Source organism: Intestinibacter sp. (genome assembly GCF_034113885.1).
Taxonomy (GTDB): Bacteria; Bacillota; Clostridia; order Peptostreptococcales; family Peptostreptococcaceae; genus Intestinibacter.
Genome location: NZ_JAXEWM010000046.1, coordinates 1 through 13,808 on the forward strand (window position 1 = coordinate 1; position 13,808 = coordinate 13,808).

Consider the following 13,808-nt stretch of genomic DNA (forward strand, 5'->3'; position numbering starts at 1 on the left):
AATTGCAGATAGATTTTATGCAAGTAGTAAAATATGTTCATGCTGTGGAGCAAAAAAAAGTGATTTAAAGCTTAGGGATAGGATTTATAAATGCGAAATATGTAATACTCTAATTGATAGAGATAAGAATGCAAGTATAAATCTTATGAATTACGGAAAATCGATAGCCTAGTTACTTAAACAACACTACCCGTATGTACCGATACGTTAGTCGGGAATTTAAGCCTTTGGAGTATTATATCAAATGTAATTAGCTATGAATTTATTTATAGCAAAAACAGATACGTTGAAAAAGGAATGGAACATAAAATTTTATAATTTTTTATAGATTTTTATAAGTTTTCAGTAACGGAAACAAAATGTCAAAATCTAAAGTATATTTTACAAATTTAAGAACAAACCCAAGAAATACTATTTTACAAAAGCTAGAAAAATTAGTCAAGGCTGCTGGAATAGAAACTATTGATTTCGAGAAAAAATTCACTGCAATAAAAATACACCTAGGTGAACCTGGTAATATAGCTTATCTTAGACCAAATTTTTCTAAAGTAATAGTAGATTTAATTAAAGCTCAAGGTGGGAATGTATTTTTGACTGACTGTAATACTTTATATGTTGGTAGAAGAAAAAATGGTCTAGAACACCTTGATTCAGCCTATGAAAATGGCTACAATCCTTTCGCTACAGGATGTCATGTAATAATAGCAGACGGTATTAAGGGTACTGATGAAGCTCTAGTTCCTGTAGAAGGTGGAGAATACGTTAAGGAAGCTAAAATAGGTCGTGCTATAATGGATGCAGATATATTTATAACTATGACTCACTTCAAAGGCCATGAATCAACTGGATTCGGAGGATGTCTAAAAAATATAGGTATGGGATGTGGCTCTCGTGCCGGTAAAATGGAAATGCACTCAGCTGGTAAACCTATAATACTAACTGATAAATGTAAGGGCTGCAAAGTCTGTTCTAAAAACTGTGCCCACGGTGCAATAAGTTTTGACGAAAATAAAAAAGCTTCAATAAACCACGATAAATGTGTAGGCTGTGGAAGATGTATAGGCTCATGTAACCACGATGCTGTTAAATCTGTAAACAACGAAACTAACGACATACTTAACAAAAAAATAGCAGAATACTCAAAGGCTGTAGTACATAATAGACCTAACTTCCATATTTCATTTGTAATAGATGTATCGCCTTACTGCGACTGTCATGTTGAAAACGACCTACCTATAATACCTGATGTAGGAATATTCGCTTCATTTGACCCTGTTGCAATAGATATGGCTTGTGCTGATGCATGTAATAAGCAACCTGTTATGCCTGGAAGCTACTTAGCAGAAAAAGACCATCACACTCACGATCACTTTACAAATACTCATCCTGAGACTAACTGGGAGGTTTGTATAGATCATGCAGTTAAGCTAGGACTTGGAAGTAAGGAATATGAATTAATAGAAGTTTAGAATAAACTCAAAAAACACTTTAGGCACTGATTTATATAAGACAGTGCCTATAATTTATTTAGCCTCAAGATTCATATCACTTTCAGCTAACTTCTTCATATTTCTAAACTCAAATCCAGCCATAACCAAAGCCACAATAAATGCTATAAAATCAGCTATAGGAGCAGAATAAAGTATTCCATCAATTCCTAAAAACAACGGCAATACTATAATAAGTGGTAACAAAAATATAATCTGTCTTGTAAGAGATAAAAAAGTCCCCTTAACAGGCTTACCTATAGAAGTAAACAGTGTAGCTGTAATAGGTTGAACGAAATTCACACATATAAAGAATAAAAATATTCTAAAATAGCTAATTCCAAATTGATAGTAAGCTTCTGTCCCCTCGCCAAACATAGACATAATTTGTCTCGGAAATACTTGAAATAAAACAAAAGCCAAAACAGATATTAAACCTGCATATTTGTTTGCAAGCTTGTAAGACTCTTTAACTCTGTCGTATTTTTTAGCTCCATAGTTGAAGCTTTGAATAGGCTGACTACCCTGTGCAAGCCCGATTACAATAGAGAAAAATAATTGAGCCACCTTCATGACAATACCTGAACAAGCTATAGGTATAGCTTCTCCGTATACAGATAAAGATCCATAGTATTTAAGTGAATTGTTTAAAACTACTTGAAGCAGCATCATAGCTAGTTGGTTTATAAAAGATGCAGTTCCTATAGACATTATTTCCTTTGTATATTCAAATCTCACCTTAAAATGCTTTTTAGCTAAAGCTACTGTTTTGTAATTTTTCAAATATACAATTACAACAATACCTGATGCAATCTGTCCTATTATAGTAGCACAAGCGGCACCTGCCATCCCCATATTTAATCCCATAATAAATACTGCATCGAGTACTATATTTATTATAGCTCCCAATAAACTACACATCATGGCTATCCTAGGGCTTCCATCTGCACGTATTAGGTGACCTCCTCCAACTGTTAAAATTAAAAATGGAAATCCTATTGCAGTAATTCTAACATAAACCTCAGCGTATGGAAGTACATCATCTGGAGCTCCAAAAGCCTTTAAAAGCTGTACCAAAAAAATTTGCGATAATATACATAAAACCAAACCGCTTATAAAAAGCATAAATGATGCATTTCCGATATAATATCCAGCTTTTTCCTTTTCTCCTCTTCCCATAGATAGGTTAAAGCATGAAGCGCCTCCTATACCAAATAAAAGCGCCAACGCTATACAAGATGTCGATAGTGGAAAAGCTATATTAGTAGCTGCATTTCCCAAGGTCCCAACTGATTGTCCAATAAATAACTGGTCGACTATATTGTAAAGAGCTCCGACGAGCATTGCAATTATACTTGGAACGGCAAATTTTCTCATAAGCTTCGATACTGGTTCGCATCCAAGTGGGTTTTCCCTTTGTGATTTTATCATAAACTATAATCCTCCTTAAAAACTCTCTCTACATATATTTTATAAGAAAACCTTTATTTTAAAAACATATAAATTTTCTATGCATTATAAAAAGGCCGCCACAAAGTAAAATGGATCCTATACAGTGGACACTAGAAAAAAAGTGTCTACCTGTATAGGATATTTTTATGTAAAATAACATTAAAGGAGTTGAATAGGCATGAGTAAAAAAATTTTTTCTGAAAAAGATATTAATGAATTATCTAAAAATAAATATGTTAAAAAAGTAAGCCAAAAAGGAATTACATATACTAATGAATTTAAACTTCATTTCATAGCTGAATATGAAACAGGTAAAACACCTAGACAAATTTTTGAAGAGGCAGGTTTTGATATTGAAGTAATCGGAACAAAACGTATTGAATGCGCTAGCCATAGATGGAGAAAATCATATAAAGAGAAAGGTGTTCTAGGTTTAGATGATACAAGAGCATTAAATTCTGGGAGACCACTTAATCGAGAATTAACATTAGAAGAAATTCTAGCTAAAAAAGATGCAGAAATTGAATATTTAAAAGCGGAGCTTGAACTTGTAAAAAAGTTAGAAATAAGCGAAAGGCAGGTGAAAAATAATAAATTAAAACCAGTAAAAGTTTTTGGATTAATTAAAGATATAATATCTAAATTCAATTTAACAGGAATGGTAAAACATTTATGTAAAATTGCAAATGTATCTACTTCTGGATATTATAAATCTTTAAGAACAAAAGACCTTAGAAATCACAAAGAAATAAACGATTTAAAGGCAAAAGAAATCATTCTAAAGGCATTTAATCATAGAGGATACAAGAAAGGTTCTAGATCTATAAAAATGACTTTAGAAAATGAATTTGGGATAAAAATGAACAGAAAGAAAATACAAAGAATAATGAGAAAATATGACATAGTTTGCCCTATACGTAAAGCTAATCCGTATAAACGTATGGCTAAAGCAACTAAAGAACATCGAGTTGTGGAAAATAAACTAAATAGAGAATTTAAGCAAAATATACCAGGTAAAGTGCTATTAACAGATATAACATATATGCCTTACGGCAATGGTCAAATGGCATATTTATCTACTGTAAAAGATTCCTCAACTAATGAAATATTAGCATATAATTTATCAAGTAGTTTAGCTATAGAACTAGTAACTGAAACTATAGATAAATTAGTTAATATTAAATCTTTAAAATTACATAAGGATGCATTTGTTCATTCAGATCAAGGTTCTCATTATACTAGTCCGAAATTTCAAAATTTACTTAAGAAAAACAACTTAGGACAATCTATGTCTAGAAGGGGTAACTGTTGGGATAATGCTCCGCAGGAATCATTCTTTGGTCATATGAAAGATGAAATGGATTATAAATCTTGTAATACATTTGAGGAATTACAATTTGTAGTAGATGATTATATGGATTATTATAATAATTTTAGATGTCAATGGAATTTAAAAAAGCTGACTCCTGTTCAATTCAGAAATCAGCTTTTAATGGCGGCTTAGCCACACTTTTTTTCTAGTGTCCTTGACAAAGGGTCCACTTTAAAGTACGACGACCTTTTTTATTCAACTTATTAATTGCATATTAAATTAAGTAAATTATCGTTTGGTGGAACTATTGGATATACATTTATATCGTGATCTATTTTACATTCCACTAAAACAGGTTTATCTAAAGTTAAATTCTCTAAAATTGAATTCAATTCATCTAGGCTTTCTGCCTTATGACCTTCTACTCCATATGCATTTGCAAGCATTATATAGTCAGTCTTATCGTATATGTCTGTTTCTGAATATCTCTTATTAGAGAATAGATTTTGCCATTGTCTAACCATTCCTAAGGCATTATTGTTAAGTAGTAATATAACTACTGGAATATTGTATGTAGCTACTGTCGCAAGCTCGTTACAATTCATCTTGAAGCTTCCATCACCTGTAACTAAGACTACTTTTTTATCAGGAGTTCCTAATTTTGTGCCCATAGCTCCTCCTAATCCAAATCCCATAGTTCCAAGGCCTCCAGAAGTTATATAAGTTCTACCTTGCTCAAACTTCCAGTATTGTGCTGCCCACATTTGATGTTGACCTACGTCTGTCACTACAGTAGTATTACCGCCTAATTTTTTGTTAAATGCTTCTATTATATTTTTAGGATGGAATTCATCCTTATCTACTACGTGTTCATTGTCTTTGAAAGTTTCTATTTCATCTAACCAAGCTGAATTGTCTTTTGGCTCTACTTTTTCTAAAAGACCTTCTAGTACATCACCTAAATCTCCTACTAAAGCTATTTCAGCTGGTATATTTTTGCTTATTTCAGATGAATCTATATCAATTTGTATAACCTTAGCGTTTTTAGCAAATTCATCCTTGTTACCTATTACTCTATCGCTAAAACGTGCCCCTACAGATATAACTAAATCGGCATTTGATATAGCTAGGTTAGCTTCTCTACTTCCATGCATTCCTACAAGTCCAAAAGAAAGTGGATTTTTTCTATCTATACCGCCAAGTCCCATAAGAGTATTTAATACTGGTGTATTTATTTTTTCTGCAAATTCTTTAAGTAATTCATATTGATCTACTGATTTTACTCCTCCACCTGCATATATAACAGGCTTTTTAGATTCCTTTATTAAATCTGCAGCAGCTTGCAATTTACTTTTAGTTTCGTTTTCTTCTCTTATTTGGAATTGATCTTTTACCTTTTTGTTTTGATTTGAAGGTATATAATCGTCCATATTGTAATCTATCTCTGAAACCTGTAAATTTTTAGGTATATCTATAAGAACTGGACCTTTTCTACCTTCATTTGCTATTATAAAAGCATCTCTTATTATATTAGGTAATTCTTTTAAATCTCTAACTAAGAAATTGTGTTTTGTTATAGAATATGTTACACCTGTTATATCTATTTCTTGGAATGTATCCTTTCCTAATAGGCTTGTTCCAACTTGACCTGATATTACGACAAGAGGTGATGAATCCATATATGCAGTAGCTATTCCAGTAACTGCATTAGTAGCTCCTGGACCTGATGTAATTACACATACACCTGTTTTTCCAGAGCTTCTAGAATATCCATCAGCTGCATGAACTGCACCTTGTTCATGTGAGGTTCTTACATGTTTTATTTTGTCTGTATAATCGTATAAAGCATCATATATAGGTATTACTGTCCCTCCTGGATAACCAAACATAGTGGTTACACCTTCTTTTATTAAACATTCAACTATAAGATTAGCGCCTTGCATATTGTCTTTGTCCCCCTTAAACTTTCTTTTCGTCTTTTTTTAATTAAAAAATCCGTATTTCCATTCCCTTTATTTCCTTTTTATCTAAATATATTGAATAAATTTTATATATACCAGTTATTTATATTAATTATTTACCAAGAAAAAAAGTAAAACCTCCCTTAATTTTTTTGAATATTCTGAAATTACATGAGGTAATACTAAATTTATTTTAAAAGGCAACTATATATTTTTAATGTTGCCCCAATAAACTTTGTTTTTTATAGCATATTGGAAATTATATAGTTGTAATTTCCAATATGCTTTTATTAGCTTTTATATAAATTGTCTATCTTATTTCTATTTTAAGAATGACATCATGCTTCTTAATTGTCTACCTGTTTCAGATATTTGAGCACTGTATTGTTCTTCTCTCATAGCATGGAATTTCTTGCATCCACTTTCACATTCAGCTATGAATTCTTTAGCGAATTTACCGCTTTGTATATCAGCTAATACTTCTTTCATAGCTTTCTTAGATTCTTCACCTATAACTCTCTTACCTGATACATATCCACCATATTCAGCAGTTTCACTTACTGAATAGTTCATTGCTTCAAGTCCACCGTTGTACATTAAGTCAACTATTAATTTCATTTCATGTAAGCATTCGAAGTAAGCTATTTCTGGTTGGTATCCAGCATCTACTAATGTTTGGAAACCAGCTTTTATTAACTCTTCGCATCCACCGCAAAGAACAGCTTGTTCACCGAATAAGTCAGTTTCAGTTTCTTCTTTGAAAGTAGTTTCTAGTACACCAGCTCTAGTTCCACCTATACCTTTAGCATAAGCTAAAACTGTTTCTTCAGCTTTACCAGTGTAGTTTTGATATACTGCGAATAAATCTGGAACACCGCTTCCTTCTTTGAATACACTTCTTACTAAGTGACCTGGTCCTTTAGGAGCAACCATTATAACGTCTACATATTCTGGTGGAGTTATATATCCAAAATGTATATTAAATCCATGAGCAAATGCTAATGTTTGTCCTTCTTTAAGATTATCTTTTATACTTTCAGCGTATACTATTCTTTGTTTTTCATCTGGTAATAAGCACATTACTACGTCACTTGCTTTAGTAGCTTCTGCTACACTTACTACTTCAAATCCATCTTCTTTAGCTCTTACTGCTGATTTTGATCCATCATGTAAACCTATTATTACATCTACACCGCTATCTCTTAAGTTTTGTGCATGTGCATGACCTTGACTACCATATCCTAATATTGCTACTTTTTTTCCTTGTAAAGCGTCCATGCTTACGTCTTTGTCATAAAACATTCTCATTACTGAAAATCCCCCTTGTTATTTATATATATTAATTATTTTTATTGATAAAACTATAAAAATAGAATATCCAAATCAGTTATTTAAAAAGTTATTAATTATTTACCATTAAGCAATTTAATTTATTATAAATTGTTATTTAATATATTCCATATTTTGGTATAAGATATTATATCTCAATCTTACATATTTTTCAAACAAATTTTTAAATTTTTATTATTTTTTACATTTTATTTTTTTTAAATATTCCGACTATTTTTTGTTTTTAGATTATTCTCGATATTATTGTACTTGTAAATCTGTAACATCATATAATTTTCTCATGTGGTTTACTACTTCTTCTAAAGATGTTTCATCTTCATTTATTGTAAGGTACATTCCTGAATTTTCTCTATTCATACTTATTGCTTCTACTGATAACTCTTTTCTTCTTAATGTCATGGCTACTCTTAAAAATGAATCCATACCTTGATTTAATTTTGCATATACGTTTCTCTTCATAATATTTACCCCCTATAAATTCCTTTGAAATTAGTTAAATTTTTAATTGGTTTCAAATTGTGTGCTTATAGGAAATTTTGCAATAAAAAAAACTTTCTTCCTATATAAGCAACACTTTATCACTCATAAGGACGAAAGTTATATTCCGCGGTACCACCTTATTTATAGCCATATAATAAATGACTATCCCTCATTTTTTCTAGTCAGAGCTAATCTTAACTATAGCTATGTAACGTTAGCGAACGTCCATATTTAATAAGTCACCCGTTCAATATGGAAGCTAGGAGTGATCATTATATGTTCAAATTAACATCGGCTCTCAGCATCACCGACTCTCTGTAATTAATCAACGAACATTTTTGTCTCCGTCAAAGCTTTTGTTTTTTTGTTTTTCATTTATTATACTTATATTATATTCAGATTGTAATTTAAAGTCAACACGATTTTTCAAAGTTTTTTCAAAATTTACTATATTTACAAAAAACTTAATTTTCATCAAATTTCAGCATCGGATTTCGAGCTTATATTTTAACAAATAAAGCGAAATATACAATTACCGACAAATAATAATGCAGATTATAAAGTAAATTTATAGCTATTTTTCTTCAACCATAAATTTATTTCTTTGTAATTAGGTATTATTTTTTCGACTGAAGCGTAAAAATCCTTTGAATGATTCATATAAAGTATATGACAAAATTCATGTGCTATTATATAATCGATAGCCTCTACAGGTAGCATAGATATTTTTGAATTTATGTAGATGTTTTTATTAGAATTACAGCTGCCCCAAATTTTCTTTTGCTCTTTCACCTTTATTAAATTGGGCTCGATTTTTCTAAAATAATCACTTTGCTCTCTTAAATAAGCGAGTCTATCCATAACAATTTCCTCACTTTTTAGCTTATACCATTTTTTCAAGCTCTCCTTTAAATATTCTCCTTCCCAATTATTTGTCCTAATCTCAATATATTCTTCTTTTATACTTATATAATTGTAATTTTTCTTATTTTGCATATTTTTATCTTTTATTATCTTCAAATAATGAGGCTTTCCAATATAATAGTATATCTCACCATCTACGTAATCTCTTTTTAAAAAAGAATCGTCCATATTTTTAAATTTATCTAGCTTTGACAAGATCCAGCTTGAATTTTTCTCTATAGTTTCCTTTAATATTTTTATAGGCACTTTATGTGGCGCAATTATCTGTATCCTATCCTTTGGAGTTATTTTTATAGATATATTTTTTCTCTTTCTGTATATTATATCTACATCTAAGATTTTATCCTCATAATTAAAAGTTATTTTATCCATCTTTTCTCCTTAATTTATAATAATTTACTCTAAATATAATTTTTTTATAAACAACAAAAATCCTTCCTAAATATTTAAAAATAGTTAGAAAGGATTTTATTCAATATTAGCCTATACCGCCTAAAAGAATTCCTGCAATCAATACAAATATAGTTAAGAATACAAAAACGTATTTAGCACTTATTTCAAATAGCTTTCCTAGTTTCTTCTCTGAACCACATTCTATTTCTGATTTTGCTCTCTCGATTCCTATAACCCAGAAGAACATAACAGCAGCTATAAATGCACCTAGTGGAATTATATAAATAGATACAAAGTCCATCCAAGAACCAAGTACATCTCCATTTTCTACAAATAATCCTATTAAAAATGCTGCTATCACTACTATAGCCACTGATAATTTTCTACTTAGCTTAAAAGTATTTTGTACAGCCTCTATAGGCACTTCTAATAAGTTCATTAAAGATGTTATAGAAGCAAATAAAACTGATACAAAGAAAATTATACCAAATAGTCTACCAAATGGCATCAGCTTAAATACAGATGGTATAGTTATAAATAGAAGCGGTGGTCCTGCAGCTGGATCTAATCCAAACGCAAAAACTGCTGGTATTATAATAAGTCCAGCTAAAAATGCCCCTAAGGTATCGAATATTACTGTATTTTTAGCACTTGATATAATATCTACGTCTCTTTTTAAATAGCTTCCATAAACTATCATACCAGAGCCTGCAAGCGAAAGTGAGAAAAATGCCTGACCTAAAGCGTAAATCCACGTCTTTGGACTAAGTAGACATGACCATTCAGGAAAAACTAAATATTTTAATCCATCTACGGCTCCATCTAATGTAAGTACCTTCACCACTAATACTACAAATAAAACGTAAAATGCAGGCATCATGATTTTGTTCATCTTTTCTATTCCCTTAGAAACACCAGATATCAACACTATAGTAACTATTATAAGTGCTATCAAATGCCAAATAATACTTCCAAAAGGTCCTGCAATTTGCCCAAAATAAGCTCCACTATCTGCTGATGATATAGCACTACCTGTTATAAATCCAACTAAAAATCTTATAAACCATCCTACTACTACTGCATATCCTACTGCTATACCAAAAGCACCAAACACAGGTATGATTCCTAAAAATCCTCCCCATTTTTTATTTTTAGTTTCTAAAGCCATTTTAAATGATCCTATTGGACCTGTTTGACTCATTCTACCAAAAGCAAATTCGCCCATAAGTCCAGTATACCCCAATAATACAATAAATATTATGTAGGGAATTAAAAAAGCAGCTCCTCCAAATTGGCCTACTCTATATGGAAATAGCCATATGTTTCCAAGGCCTACAGCTGAACCTATACACGCAAGTATAAAACCTGTTTTCGATGTAAAGCTGTCACGCTTTTCACTGCTTGTCAAATCTTCTTTTTTTGACATATTTAAGTCCTCCTTTTTTAATTATTATATTCCATATTAATATATTTTATCATATTAATAATATCAGCTCTACCAAAAATAATTTTATAATCTCTTGCAAATGACAAATATTGGTATTAATATAAATTGTGGAGGTGTTCACTTTGAAAAAAGGATATTTATGTATAGCTTTGAGTACTTTTTTCTTCAGTACAATGGAAATATCTTTAAAGCTAGTTTCTGGAAACTTTAACTCTATACAGATGACAGTTTCTCGTTTCTTGGTGGGGAGCTTAGTATTATTGCCATTTGCTTTAAAAGTATTAAAAGCTAAAAAAATCAATTTAGAAAAAAAGGATTTACTTCAATTCGCTTGGTTGGGATTTATATGCATAGTAATAAGTATGATATTATATCAATTAGCAGTTATAAATACAAAAGCATCTGTAGTCGCTTCAATATTTAGTTGCAATCCTATATTCGTGTTATTTTTTGCACATTTATTATTAAAAGCGCCAATATACAAACACAATATCATAGCTTTAATAATGCAGGTAGTAGGAATTTTATTTATAATAAATCCTCTTCATACTAAATTATCACCTGTAGGTATTACATTGACAATATTATCAGCACTTACATTTGCATTTTACGGTGTATGTGGGAAAAAATCTACAAGTAAATTCGGCGGAACTGTTGTAACTTGCTTTAGCTTTATATTTGGTAGCTTAGAGCTTTTAGTTTTAACTTTGATGAGCCATATAAGTAGTATAGCCGATTTCTTAATCAGCCATAATCTAGATACATTTGCAAATGTTCCTTTATTTACAGGCTACACAGCAACTAGTATACCAGTATTTTTATATATAGCTGTTGGCGTTACAGGTATGGGATATTGCTTCTATTTCCTAGCAATGGAATATACTGATGCAAATACAACTTCACTAATATTTTTCTTCAAACCAATTATAGCTCCAGTTTTAGCATTTATAGTATTAAAAGAATTTATTCCTTTTAATATGATAATCGGAATTGGATTTATATTATTTGGATCTATCTATACAATATTATGTACTATGAAGATGCAACACAGTATCGACAATCAAACGGCTTAATAATTTAAGTAGGAGGAAAAAATGCAAGCTACAATACAAGAAAATAAAGAGCATTTTAAAGGCTCAACTGAAAAAAAGGTATATGAGCTTTTAGAAAAGCTAAATATAAAATACGATAAAATAGATCATGAACCAGTATTTACAGCTTTTGAAGCTGTTAAGGTTGTTACAAAAAATATAAAGGGCATTGGCTGCAAGAACTTATTTTTACAAGACACTGCTAAAAACTACTATCTTTATTTTGTAACAGAAACTAAAAGGGCTGACCTAAAGGCTCTTAGAGCTATTATAGGAAGCAAAAGACTTAGCTTTGCAAGCGAAGAAAAGCTATACGAGCTATTAAAGCTGACTAAAGGTTCAGTAACCCCACTTGGAGTAGTAAACGACTCTGGAAAGGTAATAGTTTTACTAGACAAGGATCTTACAGGACACAAAGTTCTTATGCATCCTGGAATCAATACAACTACTCTATCTATTGAGTACAGTGACTTGATTCGCGTGTTAGAATACTGTGGAAATAAATATATAGAAGTTGATTTATAGAGAGACTCTGTTTTGAGTCTCTTTTATTTTTTAATTATTATTGGCATAAAAATGTATTCGGATTTAAATCCGGTACATAACGCATTTTATCCGAACCTTACGGATTTAAATCCGTATGAAGTTACTTCAAATCCGGGACATAGCGCATTTTATCCGAACCTTACGGATTTAAATCCGTATGAAGTTACTCTAAATCCGGTACATAACGCATTTCATCCGAATCTTTCGGATTTAAATCCGTATGAAGTTACTCTAAATCCGGTACATAGCGCATTTCATCCGAACCTTACGGATTTAAATCCATATGAAGTTACTCTAAATCCGGTACATAGCGCATTTTATCCGAACCTTACGAGTTTAAATCCATAACTGTGAACTAAAATGTTCGACCCGTTCAGACTTAAAAGTTCAACCCGTTTGAACTAAAATGTTCGAACAAAAAAAATTAAGTTAATAAAAATATAGAGATAGAAATATATTTATAGGAAGATTCACTTGAAATTCGATAGAAGTTTTGGATTTCGAAATATATCATCTCTCTATTTTTTTATTATTCAAAACATGTATTCAATATCTATATATGTTTATAATATAAAAATTAATGCTACTATAAACCTAATAAAGCTGCTAAACATTTCTTCTTATTATTTTCGTCTAATTCTTTAAACATATGGACTATTGTATCAATTTTATTATCATTTAATCTTACCTGTAATAAGTCTATTATTTTATCAATTTCTTTAATCCCCTTTTGGCTTAAATATAAAGGTTTATTTGATAGTTTATTAATATTTTGTATACATTCACTATAATTCATATTATTAATTTTAACTACTATATTTTTTTGAATATCAGATATATATTCTATTTCTAATTTTTCTAAATATCCTTCTATCTCATCAATTTTATTTAACATTACATTTTCTAATATAGTTCCTGAATATCTAGATTTAATATCAATTATCTTATCATTTAAAAATACTCTGTCTCTTAAATTTACATTTATCTCATTAAAATCAATAATTATATCTTGTAGTAAATCATTATTTGCAAAAAGCATTTTTTCATATTTAGAACCTCTAACATGATATTCTATTTTATTTATTTCTCTTTGCAAATTTTTAATATCATCAATTGAAGTAATATTTTCGATATCAAACTGTATCATTTTAATATTATTATCTATATTATCCAATATTTTATTAACTTCTACTCTATAATCATTTATTTTATCTAAATTAGATATAACAATATTTTCTGATAACTCTTTATTAGAGTTAAAAAATTTAACCCATTTATTAAGAACATCATTAGATTTTTCTAATTTAAAATAAATTTTATCACTTATTTCCCTTTTTATATTATTACAATCTCCTTTAAACTCGT

The 13,808-nt window shown here is 30.1% G+C and carries 12 protein-coding genes and 1 other annotated feature; of the genes, 5 read left to right on the forward strand and 7 right to left on the reverse strand.

Translation table 11 applies throughout. The annotated features are described in order from the left end of the window. The first annotated feature begins 1 nt into the window (after nucleotide 1). Nucleotides 2-172, forward strand: a complete 171-nt coding sequence (locus SPD90_RS15275; RefSeq protein WP_442909040.1) for a zinc ribbon domain-containing protein — start codon at nucleotides 2-4, stop codon at nucleotides 170-172. Nucleotides 173-359: 187 nt separating this feature from the next. Beyond that, nucleotides 360-1,469: a DUF362 domain-containing protein gene (locus SPD90_RS02990; RefSeq protein WP_320924263.1), complete on the forward strand. Its 1,110-nt coding sequence runs from the start codon at nucleotides 360-362 to the stop codon at nucleotides 1,467-1,469. A 54-nt stretch (nucleotides 1,470-1,523) separates the two neighbouring features. On the opposite strand, the gene SPD90_RS02995 is transcribed toward SPD90_RS02990, so the two are convergent. Then, on the reverse strand, nucleotides 1,524-2,918 hold the full coding sequence (locus SPD90_RS02995; protein WP_320924264.1) for an MATE family efflux transporter: 1,395 nt from the start codon (nucleotides 2,916-2,918) through the stop codon (nucleotides 1,524-1,526). A gap of 199 nt (nucleotides 2,919-3,117) precedes the next feature. Between SPD90_RS02995 and SPD90_RS03000 the strand changes: the two genes are divergently transcribed. Continuing rightward, nucleotides 3,118-4,443 carry an IS3 family transposase gene (locus SPD90_RS03000; RefSeq protein ID WP_290687229.1) on the forward strand — a complete coding sequence of 442 codons (1,326 nt, stop codon included), beginning with the start codon at nucleotides 3,118-3,120 and terminating at the stop codon, nucleotides 4,441-4,443. 71 nt (nucleotides 4,444-4,514) lie between these two features. On the opposite strand, the gene ilvB is transcribed toward SPD90_RS03000, so the two are convergent. The 5 genes from ilvB to SPD90_RS03025 all read right to left on the reverse strand — a co-directional run bounded on the left by ilvB (nucleotide 4,515) and on the right by SPD90_RS03025 (nucleotide 10,785). Then, a complete protein-coding gene (gene ilvB, locus SPD90_RS03005) occupies nucleotides 4,515-6,194 on the reverse strand; it encodes a biosynthetic-type acetolactate synthase large subunit (protein WP_320924265.1) in 1,680 nt (559 codons plus the stop codon). Nucleotides 6,195-6,533: 339 nt separating this feature from the next. Next, nucleotides 6,534-7,520, reverse strand: coding sequence for a ketol-acid reductoisomerase (gene ilvC, locus SPD90_RS03010; protein WP_320627265.1), 987 nt, complete (start codon nucleotides 7,518-7,520; stop codon nucleotides 6,534-6,536). A 282-nt stretch (nucleotides 7,521-7,802) separates the two neighbouring features. After that, nucleotides 7,803-8,021: an ACT domain-containing protein gene (locus SPD90_RS03015; protein WP_320924266.1), complete on the reverse strand. Its 219-nt coding sequence runs from the start codon at nucleotides 8,019-8,021 to the stop codon at nucleotides 7,803-7,805. 124 nt (nucleotides 8,022-8,145) lie between these two features. Continuing rightward, nucleotides 8,146-8,402, reverse strand: a binding site (T-box leader). Nucleotides 8,403-8,597: 195 nt separating this feature from the next. Further along, the gene (locus SPD90_RS03020) at nucleotides 8,598-9,338 is read right to left on the reverse strand and encodes a M48 family metallopeptidase (protein ID WP_320924267.1); all 741 of its coding nucleotides are present in this window, start codon (nucleotides 9,336-9,338) and stop codon (nucleotides 8,598-8,600) included. 106 nt (nucleotides 9,339-9,444) lie between these two features. Continuing rightward, entirely contained in the window at nucleotides 9,445-10,785 is a 1,341-nt protein-coding gene (locus tag SPD90_RS03025; protein ID WP_320924268.1) for a sodium-dependent transporter, read from the reverse strand. A gap of 134 nt (nucleotides 10,786-10,919) precedes the next feature. On the opposite strand from SPD90_RS03025, the gene SPD90_RS03030 reads away from it, so the two are divergent. Together SPD90_RS03030 and SPD90_RS03035 are read left to right on the forward strand one after the other, a co-directional pair. Next, nucleotides 10,920-11,879, forward strand: a complete 960-nt coding sequence (locus tag SPD90_RS03030; RefSeq protein WP_334309406.1) for a DMT family transporter — start codon at nucleotides 10,920-10,922, stop codon at nucleotides 11,877-11,879. A gap of 21 nt (nucleotides 11,880-11,900) precedes the next feature. After that, nucleotides 11,901-12,422, forward strand: a complete 522-nt coding sequence (locus SPD90_RS03035) for a prolyl-tRNA synthetase associated domain-containing protein (protein ID WP_320924270.1) — start codon at nucleotides 11,901-11,903, stop codon at nucleotides 12,420-12,422. Nucleotides 12,423-13,029: 607 nt separating this feature from the next. On the opposite strand, the gene SPD90_RS03040 is transcribed toward SPD90_RS03035, so the two are convergent. Further along, nucleotides 13,030-13,808, reverse strand: a 779-nt coding sequence (locus SPD90_RS03040; RefSeq protein ID WP_320924271.1) for a hypothetical protein, incomplete at its 5' end; no start/stop codon positions are given.